This window comes from Pseudomonas sp. SDO52101_S400 (assembly GCF_054071635.1).
In genome coordinates this window covers 165,602-188,109 of sequence record NZ_JBSVWF010000001.1, presented here as the reverse complement: position 1 = coordinate 188,109, position 22,508 = coordinate 165,602, and the positions used below count along the sequence as shown (strand labels likewise).

At 63.4% G+C, this 22,508-nt stretch carries 3 protein-coding genes; all 3 read right to left on the bottom strand.

What is annotated here, in order from left to right:
- Nucleotides 1-10: 10 nt before the first annotated feature.
- The 3 genes from ACW9HX_RS00625 to ACW9HX_RS00615 are packed head-to-tail and all read right to left on the bottom strand — an operon-like array spanning nt 11 to nt 22,229.
- Nucleotides 11-9,115, bottom strand: a complete 9,105-nt coding sequence (locus ACW9HX_RS00625) for an amino acid adenylation domain-containing protein (RefSeq protein WP_457379055.1) — start codon at nt 9,113-9,115, stop codon at nt 11-13.
- Complete coding sequence (locus tag ACW9HX_RS00620) at nt 9,112-13,224, bottom strand: amino acid adenylation domain-containing protein (protein WP_457379054.1); 4,113 nt, start codon at nt 13,222-13,224, stop codon at nt 9,112-9,114. The genes ACW9HX_RS00625 and ACW9HX_RS00620 overlap by 4 nt, the downstream gene beginning before the upstream one ends.
- Nucleotides 13,221-22,229 (bottom strand): amino acid adenylation domain-containing protein, encoded by a 9,009-nt coding sequence (locus ACW9HX_RS00615; RefSeq protein ID WP_457379053.1) that lies wholly within the window; start codon nt 22,227-22,229, stop codon nt 13,221-13,223. The genes ACW9HX_RS00620 and ACW9HX_RS00615 overlap by 4 nt, the downstream gene beginning before the upstream one ends.
- Nucleotides 22,230-22,508: the final 279 nt, after the last annotated feature.

Here is a 22,508-nt window from a genome sequence, read left to right as displayed (position 1 = left end):
ATCGGCTCATTCATATCGACGGTCCCTCCGTGCCAATGACCTCGGCCAGCATCCGCGCCCAGTGCCCCGCGACGATGCCGTAGTGATCGGTGTCCAGCCGCTGCCAGCTCTGCAACTGCGGCAGCAAGGCCTGCCAGTTGCGTTGCAGGTCATCCATGCTCCAGGCGTTGCCCAGCCCATAAGGGTTGGCGTGCCCGGCGATGAACATCCATACCGGTGTAGCGACCAACGCGGGGGGCTGGAAGTCGACCATGCTGACCATGTTATTGCGGCAGCACACCGTCAGCCGTTGCAGGTAAGCCTGACGTTCCTCGGACAGCGCCTGCCCTTCGACGTCGGGCCAACGCTGGGCGAATTCACGCTGGAACACCTGCTCGATGGTCTGCTCGTCGATACCGGCCAGTTCCGCACCGGCATCGGGCGCGGGTGGGTCGATCAGGTACAGCAGCGGTTGCCTGAAGCCATCAGCCAGGGCTTGCTGACACAGCGCCTGCGCCACCCAGGCACCGAACGACCAACCCGCCAGGCGCCACGCACAATCGTCCGGTATATGGGCCTTGATCGCCTCCAGATAAAAACGGGCTCGCTCGACAATGCTGATGTTCGGCAGCGTCGGCAGACGCAACGCAGGGTCGGCAATCACGCACACCCCAAGATCCACAGGCAACGCCGACACCAGTTCCCGATAAGCCTGAACATCGCCGCCCACCGGATGGATCAGGTACAGCCGCTCGCGACCGGAACCGGCATGCCACTGATCGATCCGCACCGCGCCGTTCCAACTGCCCTGAATGGCGGTTGGCGACTCGACCGAGCATGCCGCCACCAGCCCCAACACCTCGCTCAGGCTGACCTTGTGACTGAACTGCGACAGCTGGAACACCTCACCGGTGGCCGCTTGCAACTCGTCGATCAGGTCCAGCAATGTCAGCGAATCCGCGCCCAGGTCGTACAGCGAATCGTCGTCCTCCAGCTCACTCACGCCGAGCCATTTGCACAGGCATTCACGCAGGCGTACGGAAAGATCCACGCCCTTCGGCTCTTTCACATGCGAACCCACGACACTATGGCGAACCGGATAGAAACGCCGCGCCGTGTCGATGCCTGTGGTGGAGACCAGCAGCTGCGGCAACTGCGCTGCCATCGCAAGATCAAACACCCGACACCCCTCTTCGGCCGACAAGCCGACCGTCAGATGCTCCTGATGCGCAGCGTCCCCGCCATTGCTGGTCGTGGCCATGCCGATGTCGCGCCAGATATCCCAGTTGATCCCCAGGCGCAGGCAAGCATTAGCCGTGTCCGGACGGTAATGCGCGAAGCCGTCGAGCACACCGCTGGCTGCCGAATAGTCCAGATGCCCTGCGCCGCCGAACAGTGCCGACATCGACGAGCAATACAGAACGAAACCCGGTGAAAGCTGATCGATCAGGCTTTCGACGGCCAGCATGCCACGCGTCTTCGCCGCCATTGCGTCGGCCATCTGCCGGGCATCGCGATGGCGAATCAGACTGCCCGCACCGACACCTGCCGCATGAATCACCCCGGTCAGTTGACCGTAGCGTCGGGCCAGTTGATCGAGTACCTGCGGCCAGCGCGACAGGTCAGCGATGTCGGCCTGAATGCAGTCGATCCGCGACGCATAAGCCGACAGATTTGCAGGCAGCAGGCCCTGACGCGAGAGCAACACCACACGCCGCGCGGGCGCTTGCAGCAGGTGTTCGCACAAGGTCCTACCGATACCGCCGCTGCCGCCCAGCACCAGAAACGTGCCCTCCTCCGGCAACAGGCTGGAAGTCGTCCCCGGGTCCGGCAATGGCTGGGATATCAGCCGTGGCTGCCACAGGTAGCCGTCACGCACCGCCATTCGCCGAGGCAATGCCGTCGGGTCGCCTAGCAACACCGTCAGCGCCCCGGCCTGCGTATCGAGGTGCGGCAACGGCCAGTCCAGCCAGTGGCAACGCACCGGGTATTCCTGAGGCACCACCTCGGTGATCCCGGCCAATGCCGCCAGCTCAGGACGCTGAACTGCACCGTCCACCGGGCACGCCTGCCATGACATCAACCACAACCGCAGACTTGTCGTCCGTTGGGTTTGCCCCCAGGCCTGCATCAGCGCGCTGACCGTGTCCAGACAGGCCCACTGCGCCAGATCCAGGGATTGTTCGTTCACCGCACCAGATACGGCCAAAGGCAAGGTGTGCAGCCAGTCGAGCTCGCCGAGGGAAGCTTCGGTCACTTCACCGAGCAATCGGCTCAGGGCTTCGGTGTCCAGCGGATCCAGCTCGAAACGATCAGTGCCAAGGCACTTGAAGCCATTGCCGGTGCGTACTTGAATCACACGTCGATAAACCGTGCGCAAGTGCTCCAGCAACGTCGCCCCGGGCGCGTCATGGCTGCAAAGGATCACCGTCTCTCGTGAGGTGCCCAGTGTCTTCGCGTTCAGACGACGGCTGCGCACCCACTGCCGCTGATGGAACCACTGCGCCAGCGGTTGCCGCTCGATGCCTGCCGAAACGGGCGCAGCGATTTCTGCCGCCACCGCCGGTTGAAAGCGATAAGTCTGAAGGTCGAACGACGATGGCGGCAGATCCCAGGGCGGCGGTGCCGAGCGTTGCGGCCACTGGATGTTTGCGCCGTCGTACCAGGCCTCCAGCAGTTCCTGTGGTGATTGATTCCGAGCGATCAGTTGCGTCCCGGAGGCAGTCACTTCCTTGATCGATGTCGGCTGCAATGGAATGTCGTCTCCCGGTTGGCAGACCATCGCGAAACGCCAGCGCAATTGCCTGCGACCCGACTGCAAGTGCCGCAGCAACGCGGTGTGCTGCTCTGGATGCGTTTGCAGATTCGCCCGGATCGCCGCGATATCGCGCAGCAATTCCGGTCGGCTGTGAGCCGAGATCATCAGCAGTGGCAGCGTTTCCTCGGCCAAGTCCTGCGCCTTGGGTGCGGCGCCGACAATCACATGGGCGTTGGTCCCGCCGATCCCGAAACTGCTGACACCCGCCAGTCGCCGCCGTCCTTCCGGCCACGGCCGCGATGTGGTCGGCACGTAGAACGGCGAGTGTTCCAGATCGATCTGCGGATTGATCCGGCCAAATCCGAGGTTCGGCGGCAGCACGCCATGGAACACTGCGAGGCTGGCGCGAATCAGCCCGACCACCCCCGCCGCCGCGCCCAAATGGCCGATCTGGCTTTTCACCGAGGCCAGCGCGCAACTGCCGGCCGGTGCTTCGCCGAAGGCCTTGGTCAGCGCCGCGACTTCGATCGGATCCCCCAACAAGGTGCCGGTGCCGTGGGCTTCGATGTAGCCGATGTCGGCACCAGTCAATCCGGCACGACTCAAGGCATCACTGATGACCGCGCTCTGCCCGGCCACCGATGGCGCGGTGTAACTCATCTTGCCTCGGCCATCGTTGTTCAACGCCGAGCCTTCGAGCAACGCATAGATCCGGTCGCCATCCGCCCGCGCCCTGGCCAGCGGCTTGAGCACCACCACCCCATAACCGCTGGCGCCGATAGTCCCACTGGCGTCGTCGCTGAACGGACGGCATAGGCCATCGGCGGAAAAGATGTGCTGCGAGCGATGACGGTAGCCATCGGTCAACGTCGGGTCGATCAGCACACCGGCCGCCAGCATCACGTCACTGTCGCCCTGGCGCAGCATCGAACTGGCCAGGTGCACCGCGATCAATGAACTGCCACAAGCCGCCTGCACGCTCATGGCCGGGCCGTTGAGGTCCAGGTGATACGCAGCTTTGGTCGCCAGAAAGTCCTTGTCGTGATGCAGCGCCATCTGGAAACCGTCCGGCAGATCACCTTCAGCGGTCTCGCGCAGCATCTGCTGGAAGTACGTAGTCTCGCCGCAACTGGCGATCAGGCCGATGCGCGGCCCGTCAGCGGAGGGAACGATGGCCGCGTGTTGCAGGGCCTGCACGCACCCCATTAGCAGATGCCGCTGTTGCGGGTCCATCAGTCGCGCTTCCTGACGGCTGATGCCGAAGTACTCGGGATCGAAATCGAGCATGCCGGCCAGTTGGCTGCGGGCACCGATCAGGCCTTCATCAGCGGTAAAGCGTTCGATGCCCAACCCGTTGCCTTGCACCATCGCCCAGAACTCGGCCAGGTTCTGCGCCCCGGCCACATTGACCGACATGCCGATGATCGCCATCGGTTGATGGCCCGCATCGGCTTGCCGCACACGCTCTACCGCCGCTACTGGCGCGGTCGACAGATACGCCGCCAGACGCCGTATGGTGACGTGATCGAACAGGTCGGCCATCGTCACCTTGTGCGACAACTCCTGGGTGTAACGCGCGTGCAGACGCATCAGGCCAAGGCTGGTGGCGCCGGCTTCGAAGAAGGTTTGTTCCAGTTCGATTTCACGGCCAATCACATCACGGAACAGCTCGCTGAGTTGCCGTTCCAGTCCATTCAACGGCACGCCCGTTTGTGGCGTGCTGCGCCGCTCCAGCGCCTCGCCCAGACCCGGCAATGCCTTGCGGTCGATCTTGCCGCTCGGGGTGCGTGGCCAGACGTCGATCCGTCGATACTCATCGATCCGCACATGGGCGGGGAGTCGTTGTGCCACCTGACGGTCCAGTTGTTGCGACGTCGCGGGCTCGCCATCGAGTTGCAGCCACGCGGTCAGCCGTGGGGGATCGGTCTGAACAGCTACCACCGCGTTGACTACCTCGGGCGCTTGCATCAGCGCGGCCTCGATCTGCCCCAGTTCCAGACGATGACCGCTGAGTTTGACCTGTTGGTCGTCACGCCCCAGGTAATGCAGACACCCCTGGACATCGACCCACGCCAGATCGCCGGTGCGGTAGTACAAACAGCCGTCTGCCAGCTCGACAAACCGCGCGGCGTTCAGAGCAGGATCAGCCAGGTAACAACGTTCAACCATCGGTCCCGCCACCAACAGGTAGCCACGACAACCGTTGGGCACCGGGCGGTCGTGCTCATCGACCAATAGCAGTCGGGCATTGCCGACAGCACGGCCGATCGGTGCGCGCAACGGCCAGTTCCGGGCTTCGGCAGGCAAGCGCAAGGCGCTGACCACATGGGTTTCAGTGGGGCCGTAGTGATTGAACAACGAGGCTTGCGGCATGCCGCCGAACCAGTTGCGCAGCGCCTCCGTGCAGAGCAGTTGCTCGCCAGCCGTGATCACTTCACGCAACGCCGACGGATAAATGCCCCGGGCCACGGCGGTTTGTGCCAGATGCTGCAAAGCCACGTACGGAAGGAACAACCGCTCGATCCGCGCCTCGACCATGTAACCCAGCAACGCCTCGGCATCCTGACGCCAGCGCGGCGTGATCAGGTGATAACAACCGCCGCCGCACAGGGTGCTGAAAATCTCCTGGAACGACACGTCGAACGACAGCATGGAGAACTGCAAAGTCACCGCTTTGGGTGGCAACTGTCCTTCGGTGCGTTGCCATTGCAGCAGGTTACACAAAGTGCGCTCGGACACTTGCACACCTTTGGGCGTGCCGGTCGAGCCGGAGGTGAACAGCGTATAAAGCGGTCGTTCACCGGCATGACGTGGGCGCTCGAACGATCCGGCATCGGCGCGCAGATCAACCCGATGCGTTGCGAATCGTCCGGCGGTCAAGTCATCGAGTGCGGCCACCATCATGTCGCTGACCAGCACACAATGTGGCTGCGCCTGCTCCAGGACCTGACGCTGGATCGCCGCCGGATAAGCAGGATCCAGCGGCACGGCGGTCAGATTGAGTTTCGCCAGCGCCAGCAACGCAACGATGTGCTCCACCGACGCGTCGAGAAACAGCACGACATGCAGCGGTGCGTTCCCGGCCGGCAATGGATGACGCTCGATCAAGTCAGCGGCCAGAGCGTCGGCCAGTGCATTCAGCTCGCTATAAGTGAAACGACGCTGACCTTGAACCAGCGCCGTGGCATCCGGCGTGCAATACACCTGATGCTCGAACCAGTCCGCCAGCGAGTTGAACGGCGGCTCGCCCTTCGGACATTCGCTGGCCGGTGCCAGGCCATGGCGATAAGGACCGATCAGACTGTCCAGCATGGCCGCCGGAGTTTCCAGCAGCAGATCCAGACCCCGGCGGAACAGCGCGTTCACCGCGCGCATCTGTTCGTCATCGAAGTAACTGCACTGATATTCCCACCAGCATTCCAGCTGCGAACCGCTGCCCACCATCAACAAGGTCAGCGGACACTTGGCTTGCAGGTGCTTGTTGAATTCCAGCGTGGCGCGCAGGTTTGAATCGGCCAGTGCGGCGTAGTCGGTGTTTTCCAGCACGAACATGAAGTCGAACAGCGCGGTACTCGACGACAGCCGCAGGTCTTCCACCAGATCCGCCAGCGCCACGTCTTGCAGGCTCAGCACCTCACGCACGGTGGTGGTCTGTTGATGCAGTTGCTCGCTCAACGTCAGAGCGTGGTCTACGGCAGTCGGAATCAGCACCGTGTTGGCAAACATGCCGACGCTGTCCTCGAACTCCGCCAATGGCCGGTTGGACACCGGGCTGGCGATCCGTGGCCGCTCGCACCCGGTCAGGGCGTAAAGACTCCAGGCGAAGACACTGAACAGCACTTCGAAACGGGTCAGCCGATGTTGCGTGCAGAACCGTTCGAGCGCGGCGCTGCGCACGGTGCCCAGGGCTTCCCGGTGCAGTCTGGCGTCCGGGGTGACGTCGCGCATCGGCATCAGCGCGGGGGACGGTTCTTCCTGCCAACGATGCAATTCGGCCAGGGCGCGACGCTGGTCGCGATAATGCGGGTCGACGCTCCACTGCCGCTGCCACTGGCCAAATTCCAGCGTTGTCAGCCGCGCTGACGGCTCAGGGCTTTCGCAACCCTGAACGGCGTCGGTGTAGAGCTGCGCCAAATCGTCGAACAGTACATTCACCGACCAGCCATCAACGATGATGTGATGCAGGTTCAACAACAGCCGACAGCTGCCATCTGCGAACGGCAGCAGCCAGGCCTGAAACAGGTTCGGCGCGGTCAGATCGAACGGCGTGCCGAACACCAGTTCTGCAAAAGCCTGCCAGTTGTCCTCGGTAAAATGCCCGACGGCGAAGGTGCGGCAGGCCGGCCCTTGTTCCGCGATCACCTGATCGAGGCCATCGGCGCCGGGTACGAAAGCCGTGCGCAATCCGGGATGACGCATCACCAGACGCCCCACCGCCTCGGCCAGCGCCAATGGATCGACACCTGCCGCCAGATGCAGAATCAGTGGCACGCTGTATGCGGTCGAGGTCGGCGTACGTTGCTGCAACAGCCACAGGCGCCGCTGTTCAGCGGTGGCCGGCAAGCGTCGGACTCCGCTGATGGGCGGTGCGGGTGGATAGATCGAATCGCGATTCAGTTCATCGGTCAGTTGCTCGGCCAGTGCCGTGAAAGGCTCGTTGAGCAACCGGTCGAGTGTGATCTCGCGCTGCCAATGCGTTCGAATCGCCGAACGCAAACGCATGGCCTTGAGCGAATCGCCGCCACTGCCCAGCCAGTCATCCTGTGCACTCAGGCTCGGTTGACCGAGCAGCGAACGCGCCTGACTCAGCAACCAGTCCAGCGCCGGTGAAGCGTTATCGTCCTCCGTAACCGCCAACGCTGCATGCCATGGGCTCAGCGCCTGACCCAACAAGCTGTCGCGATCGATCTTGCCATTGGCCGTCAACGGCAGGCGCTCGAGCAGGAACAAATGATGCGGCCGCATGTAAGGCGCCAGTTGCACCCGCAGGTGGGTTTCGAATTCGTGATAACCCAGTTCCCCGCGCGGCACGATGAACGCCAACAGCTGATGATCTTCAGCCGCCTGACGCCGGGTGCAGACATACACCTGCGCCACGCCCGGATGCTCCAGTATCCGTTGCTCCACCTCCCCCGGCTCGATCCGGAAACCACGGATCTTCACCTGCCGGTCGACCCGCCCCAGGTATTCGATCAAGCCTTCGGCATTGCGCCGCACCAGATCGCCGGTGCGGTAATGGACGTGTGCGCCACCGTCGAGGTCGGGCAAACGGACAAACTGGCGGGCCGTTTCTTCGGGCCGGTTGCGGTAGCCACGGGCGACACCGCTGCCGCTCAAATACAGCTCGCCCACCTCACCCGCCGGTACCGGTCGTTGCTGCTCATCCAGCACCTGCACACCGGTATCCGGCAACGATCGGCCAATGGGCACCGAGTCGCCGGCAAAGTCGCGGCTGATCGGCCAGCACAGGGCAAACGTGGTGCATTCGGTGGGGCCATAGACGTTGTAAATCCGGCACTGGCTCTCAGGATTGGCCCGATACCAGGCACGCACAGCGGCGGCGCTGATCTGCTCACCGCCGATCAGCACCTGCCGCACGCTGGAAAAGCATGACGGCCACTCGGCGATCAAGGTGTTGAACAGCGACACCGTCATGAACAGGTTGTCGACCTGCGTGCGCTCCAGCACCTCGGCCAGACGCCGGGCATCCAGCACGTCCTCGTCGGCGATCATCACGCAGCAACCGCCGTTGAGCAGCGGCGCCCACAGCTCGAAACTGCACGCATCGAACGCCGGGTTGGACAGGCAGGCGAATCTATCCGTTGGGCGAATCTCGATATAGCCGTCAGTGTGCGCCAGCCGTAGCAAGCCGCGTTCGCCAACCTCGACCGCTTTCGGCGTACCGGTGGTGCCCGAGGTGTAGAACAGGAACATCACCTCGGCAAAATCTTCGGCCAGCGCTTGCGGCGGAGCATCCGGTTGATCGAGCAAGGCCTCGACGCTGGTTTGCCATAGCGAAGCCGACCACAGCGGTTCTTCATCCAGGGTAATCAGGCCGACACACGCCGCATCTGCCAACATCAATTCGCGGCGTGTACGTGGGCTGACTCGATCCAGCGGCACCACCACCGCGCCGACTTTCAACGCACCGATAATCACCGCCAGCCATTGCCAGCAACGCGGCATGCACAGCGCCAGCGACTGGCCCGGACTGACGCCACGCGCCAGCAACCCCCTCGCGATGCGCTCGCTGGCGCTGGCCAGTTCCGCGTAAGTCAGGGTTACCGACCCGTCGATGACGGCCGGAGCTTGCGGATTGCGCCGCACCTGTTCGGCAAAGCGTGCGAGCAGTGTCATGTGATTGGACGCGCTCATCATTTCGCCTCCTGCGCGTCGAAGCGATGCAGCTCCCGACGGATGATTTGCGAAACCCGATGGATTTCCGCGCTTTCGAGAATGTCCCAGTGCCCGCCGCTGACCAGTTTCGCCAGATAGCCGCTGCCCGCGCGGCGACGCCAGAAGCCGCGCAGTTCATGCAACTGATGACGGCTGAAATCTTCCCGGGCCTGAATCAGCACCACGCGACCGGTACGCGGCGCGCACTCATAGGCGGCCATCGCCAGACGGTTGTGGTTGTAGATGTTGAAGTAGCGTTCGACCTGGGCGTCTTCGATGCCGGGGTACATGCCATTGAAGCGCACCAGTTTGTCGCGGAATTCAGCCATGTCCACGGTGCCGATCTGCTCGCGGAAACCCGGATCGTCGCTGCCCTGGGTATCGAGCAGCACCACCGTCACCTGCCGATGCCCGGCCGCCGTCAACCGCCGCGCCATTTCATAAGCCACCAGACCGCCGAACGACAGCCCGGTGAGGATCAGCGGCTGCTGCGTCAGCGGTTCGATCTGGCGCAAATAAGCCTCGGCCATCGCTTCGACCGTCGGCTCGGTGCTCTCCCCCGGATTCAATCCCGGCGATTGCACCCCATAGACGCCGGTTTCATCCGGCAGCACCTTGGCCAGCGACAGGTAACAGAACGCCGTTCCGCCCGCCGGATGAATGCACACCACGTTGTGCTGGCCGCTGCCGCGCCGGAACTCGATCAGGTTGCCCTGCGCAACCGCCGGGTTGGCCCCGACCCGCAACCAGCCGCCCAGAGCCTCGATGGTCGGATAGCTGAGCACCACGCGCACCGGCATCTCAACCGCGAACACCTGGCTGATTTCATGGGCCATCTTGATCGCGGCGATGGAGGTGCCGCCGACGCTGAAGAAGTTGTCGCGAATGCCGATCTGCGGCACCAGCAACAGGCGTTTCCATATCTGGTACAGCGTCAGTTCGATGTGATCGCGCGGGCTGCTCAGGTTGACCTGACGATTGACCATTTCCTCGTCCGCCAACGCCGTCAGCGCAGCACGGTCGACCTTGCCATTGGCGGTCAGCGGTAGCGCGTCGAGCCACAGATAACTGGCGGGGACCACCGCACGTGGCAGCGTCGTCGCCAGATGGGCCTGCACCGCCGCTTCATCCATCGACTCGGCGACCATGCAACAGGCCACCAAACGCTGGTCTTGCGCCGCTTCGCCGACCATCAGCACCACGGCGCTGCGAATGCCGGGAAACGCTTCGAGCCGGGTTTCGATCTCGCCCAGTTCCAGGCGCACGCCGCGCAACTTGACCTGGAAGTCGTTGCGACCGAGAAATTCCAGCTGACCGTCCGGGCGATAGCGCGCCAGATCGCCGCTGCGATAGAGGCGATCGCCTGTCACAAACGGATTGTCGATAAAGCGCTCGGCACTGAGCTGCGCCAGCCCCAGATACCCTCGGGCAACGCCGACGCCACCGATGTGCAACTGCCCGGTGACACCCACCGGCACCGGCTTGTCGCGGTCATCGAGTACGTAAAAACGGTTGTTGGAAATCGGCCGGCCGATCGGCAGTTGCCGGGCCGGTACTTCGGCGCCGGGCTCCAGGGTCCAGACGCTGTTGATCACCGTGGTTTCGGTCGGACCGTAGACGTTGTGCAGGCGCGCGTGGGGCAAGCGCTCCTGAAAACGCCGGGCCAGGGCGGGCGGCAGTTCACCGCCGCCGCTGAACACATCGGTCAGCGACGCGCACAGGCTGACTTCCTCGACGTCCAGAAACAACTGCAACATCGCCGGCACGAACACCAACGCCGTGACCTGCTGCTCTCGCACCTCGCGCGCCAGATACGCCGGTTCGTAATGCCCGCCGGGCCGCGCAATCACCAGCCTTCCGCCGGTTGCCAACGGCCAGAACGTCTCCCACGCCGAGGCATCGAAACCGAACGGGATCTTGTGCAGCATCGCCCCCGCTTCGCCGCAGACCTGCAAACACCACAGCAGCAGATTGCTCAGGCCACGGTGGGCAACCATCGCGCCCTTGGGCAAACCGGTGGTGCCGGAGGTGTAGATCACGTAGGCGAGATGGTCAGGGGTGACGCCGACATTGCGTGGGTCGAGATTGTCGGCAGGCAACGACGCCCAGCTCGCGGCATCCTTTTCGAGATCAAGAATCGGCGCTTCCCAGGTCGAGTCTTGCATGGCCTGACGCAAAATCCCGTGCGATGAGCCGAGGGTCAGCAACACCGCTGGCCTGCTGTCACCGAGCATATGGCTCAGGCGTCCCAGCGGATAATCCGGATCCAGCGGCACATAGGCGCCGCCAGCCTTGAGCACCGCCAGCAGCGCCACCGGCAATTCCAGCGAACGCTCGATGCACACCGCCACGAGTACATCCGGGCCGACACCCAATGTGCGCAAGTACCGGGCCAGTCGGTTGGCCCGGGCATTGAGTTCGGCGTAGCTCAGCGATTCGCCCTCGAACACCACTGCGCAAGCCTGAGGGTTGCTCGCGGCCTGTGCTTCGACCAATTGGTGCACGCATTGCGCCGGTTGTGACAGCGGCGCGGTGCGGTTGAAGTCGATCAGCACCTGCTGACGCTCGGCCTCGGTCATCAGCGGCAGCGCATTGATCGGTTGCTTGGCATCAACGGCGATCTGTTCCAGCAGATGACGGTAGTGCCCGCTCAGACGTTCGATAGTCGAGACGTCGTAGAGGTCGGTGTTGTATTCCACCAACAGGTCCAGCCGCCCTTCCCGTTCGACCCATTCGAACGCCAGGTCGAACTTGGCCGTCGCGCTGCTGGTGCTGTATGGCGCCAGCTCCAGGCCGGACATCTGCACGCCGCTGCCGGGTGTGTTCTGCAACACCAGCATCACCTGAAACAACGGCGAATGGCCGGGATCACGGCGCGGGTTGACGGCTTCGACCACACGGTCGAACGGCACATCCTGATGGGCGTGGACGTCGAGCATCTGGCCACGGACTTCACGCAACAGTTCGGCGAAGGTCTGCTGCGGATTCAGGCGCTGGCGCAGTACCAGCGTGTTGACGAAGTGACCGATCAGCGGCTCGATTTCCGGGCGGTTGCGGTTGGCGAACGGCGTGCCGATGCACAAGTCCTGTTGGCCGCTGTGGCGCCACAACAACACTGACAATGCGCCCAGCAGCACGTTGAACAGCGTGCCCTGAGTCTGGCGGGCCAGCGCCGTGAGTTCGCGCAAGGTGCCGCCATCGACGGAGGAACTGAAAGTGGCGCCCACATAGCGCTGCACCAACGGTCGCGGCCGGTCGGCGGGCATGGTCGACAACAGCGGCGCGTCGTCCAGGGTGCGACGCCAGTAATCAATTTGAGCATCCAGCGCCGCACCGCCCACGCGCTGTTGCTGCCAGCAGGCATAGTCGGCGTATTGCACCGGCAACGGCACAAGACTCGACGTTTCGCCACGCAGATAATCGCCATACAGCGTGGCGACTTCATGCAGGATCACGCCCATCGACCAGCCGTCGGCGATGATGTGGTGCACGCTGTAGAGCCACAGATGTTCGTCGTCGGCCAGGCGCAGTAACGACGCACGCAGCAATGGGCCGGTGGCCAGATCGAACGGCGCCCGGGCGTCCTGCTCGACGGCGATTCGGACTTGCTGCTCACGCTCTCCGGCAGGCAACTGGCGCAGATCCGTCACCGACAACGACAGCGGCATCGACGGCTGCACCACCTGACGCGGCTCGCTGTCCACACTGCAAAACGTCGTGCGCAGGATTTCGTGGCGGGCGACCAGTTCGTTCAGCGCCCGCTCCAGTTGTGCAACGTCCAACTGCCCCTTGAGCGTCACGGCCGTGGGCACGTTGTAGAACGGGTTGCCGGGTTCCAGTTGATCGAGAAACCACAGTTGCCGTTGCGAGAACGACAACGGCCAGGACGCGTGCGCGCCGGCACGGCGGGGAATCGCCGCGTCATCATGCCCGCCGAGCAACACAATCAGTTCCTGCTTGTGGAGCTTCAGCGCCTGGGTCAGCTCTTCGTTGAGAAACCCGCGAGGCGCCTTGCAGCGCAGCCTGTCACCGTCCACCTCAAGTACCACGCCATGGTGAGCGAACAACGCCAGCAATTGATCGGCATTCATACTTCGAACTCCTCCATGTCTTCGTCGTCCAGGCTTGCGGTCACGGGCTCGATGGCAAATGCCTCGACCGGCGCGCGGTATTGTTCATCGGCCGTGCGCAGCCCGCCGATCATCGAGTAGATCAATTCATGGCTTGGCCCGAGATCGAACAGCGCCGTCAATTGCTGCTCCTCGACCGAGCCTATTCCGCAGAGACCCAGGCCCTGCTGAACAGCAGTCATGCTCAGCAACTGGGCCATGGCGCCGCTTTCGATGTGGCAGAAATCACGGCTGCGCTCGCCATACAGCGGGCGGATCGCGGCCATGTCGGCGATGAAGAACAGCGAGAACGCGGCGTTCTCGTACACCGGGCGATTGACGAAATAGTCGTAGGTGTCCGGGTCGAGCAATCCACTCTGGAGTGCCAGCAAACGATGCTGGCGGGGATCGTAGTAATACGCGCCACCAGGCACGCCGAGCACGCGATCCGGCTTGACGTAGAGGTACGCCTGAATCGGGTACAACCCGCCCGCCGACGGGAACTGGTATTTCACCTCACCGTCGAGTTGCCCCTGAGCCAGTGCCGCCAACAAGTGCGCGAAGGCTTGAGTGGCAATCGACTGCTCGCCGAACTGGCGCACCGAGCGGTAATCACTTAACCGCCGGGCGAAGGCCGGGTCTTGCGGCAAGTCCAATGCCACTGCTGGCAAGGCTTGAGCGAAGTCACGACGCCCACGTTGCTCGGCTTTGAACTGCGCCCGCTGCTGTGGATCTTCGATGATGTCCTGCACGGGCTCCGGGGCCTGCTGCACGTTGCCGAGCAGATCCTGCCGCGCGCGGTTCTGGCGGTACATGCCAAGCAGATGCAGCAATGTCGGCTGCGCCAGCAGTTGCGCCACGTGCGGGCGGAACTGCAAAGCGCCGGACAAGGCGTTGCTGATCCGGACGATATCGATCGAGGTCGCACCGAGGTTCAGCAGGTTGGCGTTGGCGGCAATCGATTCGCGCTTGAGCACGCCCTGCACGATGTCCACCAGCCGTTGCTCCTGCGGGCCATCGACTTCAAGTTCCGGCCCTTGCTCTTCGGCTTGCACCGGTTCCGGCAGGCGCTTCTTGTCGACCTTGCCGTTGGACGACAACGGCCACGCTTCGACGAAGGTGAACGACGTCGGAATCATGTACGCCGGCAGTTTGTCCGTCAGGTAGTCGGTGAAATCACTGGCCTGCAACGCCGGATCGGCCTTGAGCACATAACCCGCCAGACGTTTCTCGCCCAGCGTGCTGCCAAGAATCCGCACCACCGCGCTCTGCACGCCGGGATGGCGATTGAGCGCGGCTTCGATCTCGCCCAGTTCGATGCGATAGCCCTGGACCTTGACCTGATTGTCTTCGCGACCGAGGAACTCGATGTTGCCGTCCGGCAGCAAGCGGCCAAGGTCACCAGTGCGATACAGCCGTTCGCCGGTCAGTGGATGATTGAAGAAACTGCCCGCGCTGAGTTTTTCATCGCGCCAGTAACCTTTCGCCAGACCGATACCACCGATGTACAGCTGCCCCGCGACCCAGGTCGGGCGAACCTGCAACGCTTCGTCCAGCACGTAGAAACGCTGGTGATCGAGGGCCTTGCCGTAGGGAATGCTGCGCCAGGCCGGGTCGACCTGTTGCACGGAATAGTAGATCGACCAGATCGACGCTTCGGTGGCGCCACCGAGGCTGATCAGTTGTAACTCAGGCTGCAAGGCCCACGCCCGCTCGGGCAAGGTCAGGGGAATCCAGTCGCCGGACAGCATCGCCACCCGCAGGCTGGCGGGCAACACGCCGCCCTCGCCCTCCACGTACTCGACCAGCATGCCGAGCAGCGCCGGCACCGAGTTCCACAGGCTGACCTGATGACGCTGGATCAATGCGAGCCAGTGCGCCGGATCGAGGGTCAGTTGCGGGTCGAGGATGACCACTGCCGCGCCCACGGCCAGCGAGCCGAAGAAGTCATAGACCGACAGGTCGAAACTCAGCGACGAGATCGCCAATACGCGGTCGGTCGGGCCAACGGCAAAACGGCGGTTGATGTCGAGCAAGGTGTTGACCGCACCGCGATGGTTGATCACCACGCCTTTGGGCTGGCCGGTGGAGCCGGAGGTGTAGATCACGTAAGCGAGATCGCTTTCGTTCACCTGCACCGGTTGCAGTGGCAGTCCATCGTTTGAGACTTCATCGGTCACGGCAATGGCCGTGACCTGCGTCGGCCATTCGATCTTGTCGAGTAGCGCCGGTTGGGTCAGGGCCAGACTCGCCTCGGCCCGCTCCAGAATATGCCGCAACCGCTCCGCTGGCTGAGTCGGTTCGATGGGCAGGTAAGCGCCGCCAGCGTACAGAATCGCCAGCGTTGCGACCACTTGTTCCCAGCCGCGCTCCATCACCACCGCCACCAACCGGTTTGGCACCACGCCCTGCGCTTGCAGCCGGGCGCCGAGTTGTCGGGCCTCGCTGCGCAACTGGGCGTACGTCAGCTGTCGCGTGCCGATCACTGCCAGTGCATCCGGTGTGGCCAGGGCCTGACGTTCGAACAGTTCGTGCATCAATGGCAGCGTTTGCTGAATATCGACCGGTGCCGGCAACCGTGCCTGCGGCAGCAGTTGTGGCGTGTTCGCGGCCCATGCTTGCGGCTCGCACAGGCGATCCAGCAGCGTGTTATAGGCGACAAACATCTGCTCGATCATGCCTTGCGGGAACAGTTCGTCGATGCTGTCCCAGTTGAACAACAGCCGCCCTTCCAGCTCCAGCAACGTGTGGTCGAGCCATACCTGTGGGGTCTGAGTGATGCTGTGCATGTGCTTGGCGTTCAACGCGTCGGCCAGGTTAAATTCGGCCAGTTCCGGCGCCGCTTCCGACAGCGTGCTGTTGAACACGATCGGCATCGCCGTCTGCTGCACGCCGCGAGCCTGGGACAGTTCGCGCAGCACCCGGACACCGCTGACCACTGAGTGATCAATGTCTTGCCAGAGCCGCGCCTGCACGGCACGGGCCTTGTCGGTAAAGGTTTGTGTTCCGTCGATGCCGACTTCCAGCAGCACCAGCGAGGTGAAGTCGCCGATGATTTCATCAACGTCCGAATGCAGCGGCATGCGGTTGAAGAGCGGCAGGCTCAGGGTGAAACGCGGCGTGCGGCTCCACAGCGCCAGCACTTCGCTGAACGCGGTCAGCAGCATCACCGACGGCGTCACCGCAAACTGTTTGGCCACGGCCTTGAGCTGCGCCCACTGCGCCGCCGACATGTCGCGATCACGGCGGGTGAAGTGCGGGTTGGCAATGCTTTCGGGTTGACGCACCAGCGGCAGGTCCGGCGCCGGGGCCAGAGTGGTCACCCGCTCGCGCCAGTAGCCCAGCGCCTGCTCGTAGCGGCGGCCGTTGCGCAGCTGCTGTTCGGCCAGCACATAGTCGCGGAAAGTCAGGCCCGGCTCTGCCAGCTCCAGGTTCGGATCAACGTAGAACGCCATCAGTTCGCGAGCGAGAATCTGCGTGCTCGCGGCGTCGACAATCAACGCATCAAGGCTGATATGCAAATGAGTGATGCCGTCATCAAGCAACGACAGGCTGAACTCGAACAGCGGCCAGCGACTGGCATCCAGCACCTGATGGGACTGACGTTCGCGGGTTGCTTCAAGGGTGCGTTGCGCCACGTCGGCGGGCAAACCGCGCAGATCGCTGCGCGGCATGTGATAGGTCGGCACCTGCGCCAGAACCTGCTGCGTGCCGTCGCTGAGGAACACCACGCGCAGCATGTCGTGACGCTGGATCATGCGATTCAACGCCTGCTCGAAACGTTCGGCATCGAACTCGGGAATGCGCAGCTCTTCATAGCCGTGGGCGCTGACGCCGCCGAGGCTGACCGTGGCCTCTCGACCGAACCAGTAGGCCTGCTGGATATCGGTCAGGGGGAACGGTTCATGTCGATTGCCGCGATCCGGCTCGATCTGGATGAACGCCGGTTCTTCACTCTGTTCATTACGCGAGACCTGCGCCGCCAGATCCAGCAACACCGGCGTCTGGAACAGACTGCTCAGGGACAGTTGCGCGCCCATGCGCTGGTTGATCGCGTAGATCATCCGTGTAGCCAGCAGCGAGTGGCCGCCAAGATCAAAGAAATTGTCGTGAATGCCGACCCGCTCGCACTTGAGCACTTCGGCCCAGATTTCGGCCATCTGCCGTTCGGTGTCGTTGCGCGGCGCCTCGTAAGTCGCCCCGGCGCTGCGTTCCGGCGCCGGCAGCGACTGTCGGTCGAGCTTGCCGTTGCGGGTCAGCGGCAGTTGCGAGAGCCGGACCCAGGCACTCGGGATCATGTGTTCGGGCAACTGGCGTTGCAATTCGGCGCGCAACACTTCGCTGGTTGCCGAGCCGACCACATAGGCCACCAGACGCTTGTCCCCGGCCACGTCTTCACGCAGCAATACGGCGGCTTCCTGCACGCCGGGCTGCTGGTGCAACAGACTGTCGATCTCGCCGAGTTCGATGCGGAAACCGCGCAGCTTCACCTGTTGGTCGATGCGTCCCAGGTATTGCACGTTGCCGTCAGCCTGGAACTTCGCGAGGTCACCGCTGCGGTACATCCGCGCACCCGGCTCATCGCTGAACGGGTCCGGCAGGAAACGTTCGGCGGTCAGGTCCGGGCGGTTCAGGTACCCCCGGGCCAGACAGGCGCCGGCGATGTACAACTCGCCCGTCACGCCGACCGGGACTGGATTCAAGTGCTCATCCAGCACGTACAGCCGCGCATTGGCGATGGGCCGGCCGATGGGCGGCGCGTCCGGCCAGGATTCGGCCTCGTTGCAGTCGAGACTGAACTGGCTGACCACATGGGTTTCGGTCGGTCCGTACTGGTTGTGCAACTGCGCGCCGCCGAGCCCGCGGACAAACCCGCGCAGCTCATCATTGATTTGCAGGGCTTCGCCGGCGGTGATGATTTCGCAACCGCCGGCCGGCATCGGAGCATCGGCCTCGGTCAGGCCGGCGAGTTGCTGCAACACGGCGAATGGCAGGAACGCCCGTTGCACGCCTTCGGCCACCAGGGTCGGGCGCAGCGCCGCAAGGTCCTTGCGGCTGTCTTCGGTCATCAACAACAGGCTGCCGCCCTGGCAAAGCGTGCTGCAGACTTCCTGGAAAGAAACGTCGAAGTTCAGCGAGGCGAATTGCAGAACGCGCTGTGGTGCCGTGGTCTGGTCGAGCTGCCAGGCAATCAGATTGTCCAGTGCGCGACGGCTGTGGGCGACGCCTTTGGGGCGGCCGGTGGAGCCGGAGGTGTAGAGCACGTAGCCGAGGTTTTCCGGGGCCACCGTGACCTGTGGATCATCAGTGGGGTGTTGTGCCCATTGCGATGCGTCAGTGTCCAGGCAGCAGATCTTCGCCTCGTTGGCCGGCAGCCCGGCCATCAGGCTCGATTGCGTCAACAGCAAGGTCGGCGCGGCATCGCTGAACATGAACGCCAGACGCTCGCTCGGGTAAGCCGGATCGAACGGCACGTACGCCGCGCCGGCCTTGAGGATCGCCAACAGGCCGATAACCATTTGTGGCGAGCGTTCCAGGCACAGGCCGACGCGATGTTCGGGGCCGACGCCTTGTTCGATCAGGTAATGCGCGAGTCGGTTGGCGGCGCGATTCAGGTCGCCGTAGCTCAGTTGCTCACGGTCGGCGAGCAACGCCACGGCGTCATGCGTTTGCCGAGCCTGTGTTTCGAATCGCGCCACACAACCGGGCACTGACAACGTATCCCGTGCCGTGCGGTTCCAGTCATGAATGATCTGCCGGTGTTGCTCGGCGCTCAGCAGCTTGATCCTCGTCAGCGGCTGCTCGCTGTCCTCGACCATCTGCATCAGCACCCGGCGCAGGTACTCGCCAAACTGCTTGGCGGTGCCGCGTTCGAACAGGCCCGAGGCGTATTCCAGACCGCCGACGATTTGCCCGTCACGCTCATGGAGTGCCAGTTGCAGATCGAACTTGGCCACGTGATGGCTGCTTTCGACCGGGGTGACGTCGAGCCCGGTCAACAGCAGATCGGAATCCTGATCCTGCTCCCAGGCAAACAGCACCTGGAACAATGGACTGTGGGCCAGACTGCGCGGTGGATTGAGCAATTCCACCACTTGCTCGAACGGCAGGTCCTGATGTTCCTGAGCGCCCAGCGCCACCCGGCGCGCCTGCTGCAGCCATTGCGCCACTGACGGCGTGCCGGACCGGGTCATGCGCAGCGCGAGTGTGTTGACGAAGAAACCGATCAGCCCTTCCAGTTCCTGCTGCGGACGGTTGGCCGATGGCACGCCGATCACCACATCGTCCTGCCCCGACAGACGCGACAGCAACAGCGAAAAACCGGCCAGCAGATTCATGAACAGCGTGGTGCCTTGCTGCATGCCCAGAGCCTTCAGGCGTGCGGTCAAGACTTCGTCGAAGACCAGCGGGACAAAACCGCCGAGATAATCCTGCACGGGCGGACGCTTGTGATCGGTCGGCAACTCCAGCAGTACCGGCGCGCCGGTAAGGGTTTCGCGCCAGTAACGGCTTTGCTGCTCCAGCACGTCGCCGGTCAGCCATTGCTTCTGCCACACGGCGTAATCCACGTACTGCACGGGCAATGGCGGCAGCGGATCATCGCGATCCTGCAACGCCGCTTCATACAGTTGCCCCAGTTCCCGGGTGAGCACGCCCATCGACCAGCCATCGGAGATGATGTGGTGCTGGGTCAGCATCAGCACATGGTCATCCGCCGCCAGTCGCACCAGACTTACGCGCATCAGCGGGCCACTGCTCAGATCGAACGGCCGGGCGCCCTCTTCGTCGATCAACCGGGTGAGACGCTCTTGAGCAACGGGACCTTGCAGATCGGTGACGGTCAGTCGAATGCTGTGCGCGGGAGGCGAAACCTGCTGCCGCCCTTCCCCTTCAACGGCGATGAATGTCGTGCGCAGCGCAGCATGGCGCGCCACCAGTTGATTGAAGCTGCGTTCGAGCGCCGGAACGTCCAGCGAACCCCGCAAACGCAGGTTCAATGGCATGTGATACGCCGCGTTACCGCCCTCCATTTGTGCCAGAAACCACAGGCGCTGCTGGGCAGACGACAACGTTTGCGCGCCCGTCCGTTCAAGGGCCGTAATGGCTGGACGAGCCGCAGCCTGACTGGCTTGCAACCGTTCGGCGAACAGCTTCAGAACGGGTGCGGCAAACAGCGTCGACGGCGCGACTTCCAGCCCCAGCGTATGGCGAACCTGCGCCAGCACGCGCATCACCAGCAACGAGTGCCCGCCGAGGGCAAAGAACTGATCCTCACGCCCGACCCGCTCAACGCCGAGCACGTCGGCCCAGATCGCAGCGAGCGCGGTTTCCAGCGAGCCTTGGGGTACCTGGTATTCCTGCTGATCGAACGCCTCGGTGTCCGGCGCCGGTAAACCGGGCCGATCAACCTTGCCGTTGGCGGTCAGCGGCAGTACTTCGAGACGCACGAATGCGGTCGGCACCATGTAGTCCGGCAGACTGACTTTCAGTTGTTCACGCAGGGAGCGCGGACTCAGCGTTGTGTCTGGTTTTTCGCAGTAGTAGGCGACCAGACGCGGTTCACCGGGACTGTCCTGGCGCAGCAACACCACGCTTTCGCGCACGCCCGGGATGTCCGCCAGCCGGGTTTCGATTTCTCCCAGTTCCAGACGCAGACCGCGCAACTTGGCCTGGGAATCGTTGCGGCCGAGAAATTCCAGTTGGCCGTCGGCCCGGCAACGCGCCATATCCCCAGTGCGGTAAAGGCGTTCGCCCGCCACGAACGGGCTGTCGATGAAACGCTCGGCGGTCAGTTGAGGCAGATTCAGATAACCCCGCGCCACGCCGACGCCACCGACGTACAACTCGCCTGCGACACCCTCGGCGACGGGCAAGCCTTGCTCGTTGAGCAGGTAAATCCGGGTGTTGGGCAGCGCCCGGCCGATGGGCAGTACGCCGTCGGCCTGACTGCTTTCGGTGAACTCGAAACAGGTGCTGTCGATGCTCGCTTCAGTCACGCCATAGGCCTGAACGATCTGCACCCGATCACCGCACAGCTTGCGCAATTGCCGGGCGCTGTGGGCGGTCCAGATGTCCGAGCCGCAGACCACGGTGCGCAGGAATGACAAGTCATGGCCGGTCTCTTCAACCCAGGCCAGCAAGGGATTGAGCAGCGCCGGGACGAAGTCGGCAAAACCGATCTGCGCTTCACGCATCAAACGATACAGGGCCGGCGGGTCCATCAAAGTGTCCCGAGGGCACAGCACCAGCGTGCCGCCAAAACCCAGTGCACGAATCAGGTCGGCGCTGAACACGTCGAAGGAAAACCCGGCCATTTGCAGGTGGTTGATCGGCTCGCCCAAGGCATAGAGTTGTGCCCAGGCAACGCTCACGGCGATCAGCCCGCGATGCTCGACCATCACGCCTTTCGGGGTGCCGGTCGAACCCGAGGTGTAGATCACGTAGGCCAGGTGCCGGGGTGTCAGGCCTGTCGCGTAAGGATCAGGATTGTCAGGTGACTGTGAAGCCCAATGCGTTGAATCGCCCAGATCGAGCACCGTCGGTGCATTGGCCGACTGTTCAAGCGCAACCAACAAAACATGCCGCGCCTGACCGTGGGTCAACACTACCGGCGGCGCGCTGTCGGCCAGCATGTGCGCCAGTCGCGCCTGCGGATACGCCGGATCCAGCGGCACATAGGCGCCACCGGCCTTGAGCACCGCAAGCACGCCCACCAGCATTTCCAGCGAACGCTCGAGGCAAATCCCGACTCGCACGTCCGGCCCGACGCCGAGGCTGCGCAGGTGATGGGCCAAACGGTTGGCGCGGGCGTTGAGATCGCGGTAACTGAGCGCCTCTTCCTGCCAGCGGACGGCAATGGCCTCGGGGTTGCGCAGCACCTGCGCTTCAAACAGACCGTGCACACACAGATCGGTGTCGAACGGAATCAAGGATGAAACGTCGGGCTGCGCGGAATTCGTCCCACGCAAGGAAGTGTTGTCGAGCATCGGAGGCTACCGTCCATGACTGCATTATTTTTGTGATCAGGCAGAGACAGCACGCGCCCCGCCAGTCAGGCTCCGGCATCAAGTACCGGTTCGGTCATTCGAATTCAGGAAGATGGCGCGGCGCGCGCGTGCAGACTTGTGTCGCACGCAAGCACACACGGGGAACCTGGGGGAGAAAGGCTGGCGAAGAACACTGCGGCGCGGTTCGCGCAAGCAGCCGGGGAGATGACTGAATCGTTGACGACGTCCGTCGCCCTGTCCATTGCATCGACAATTGCA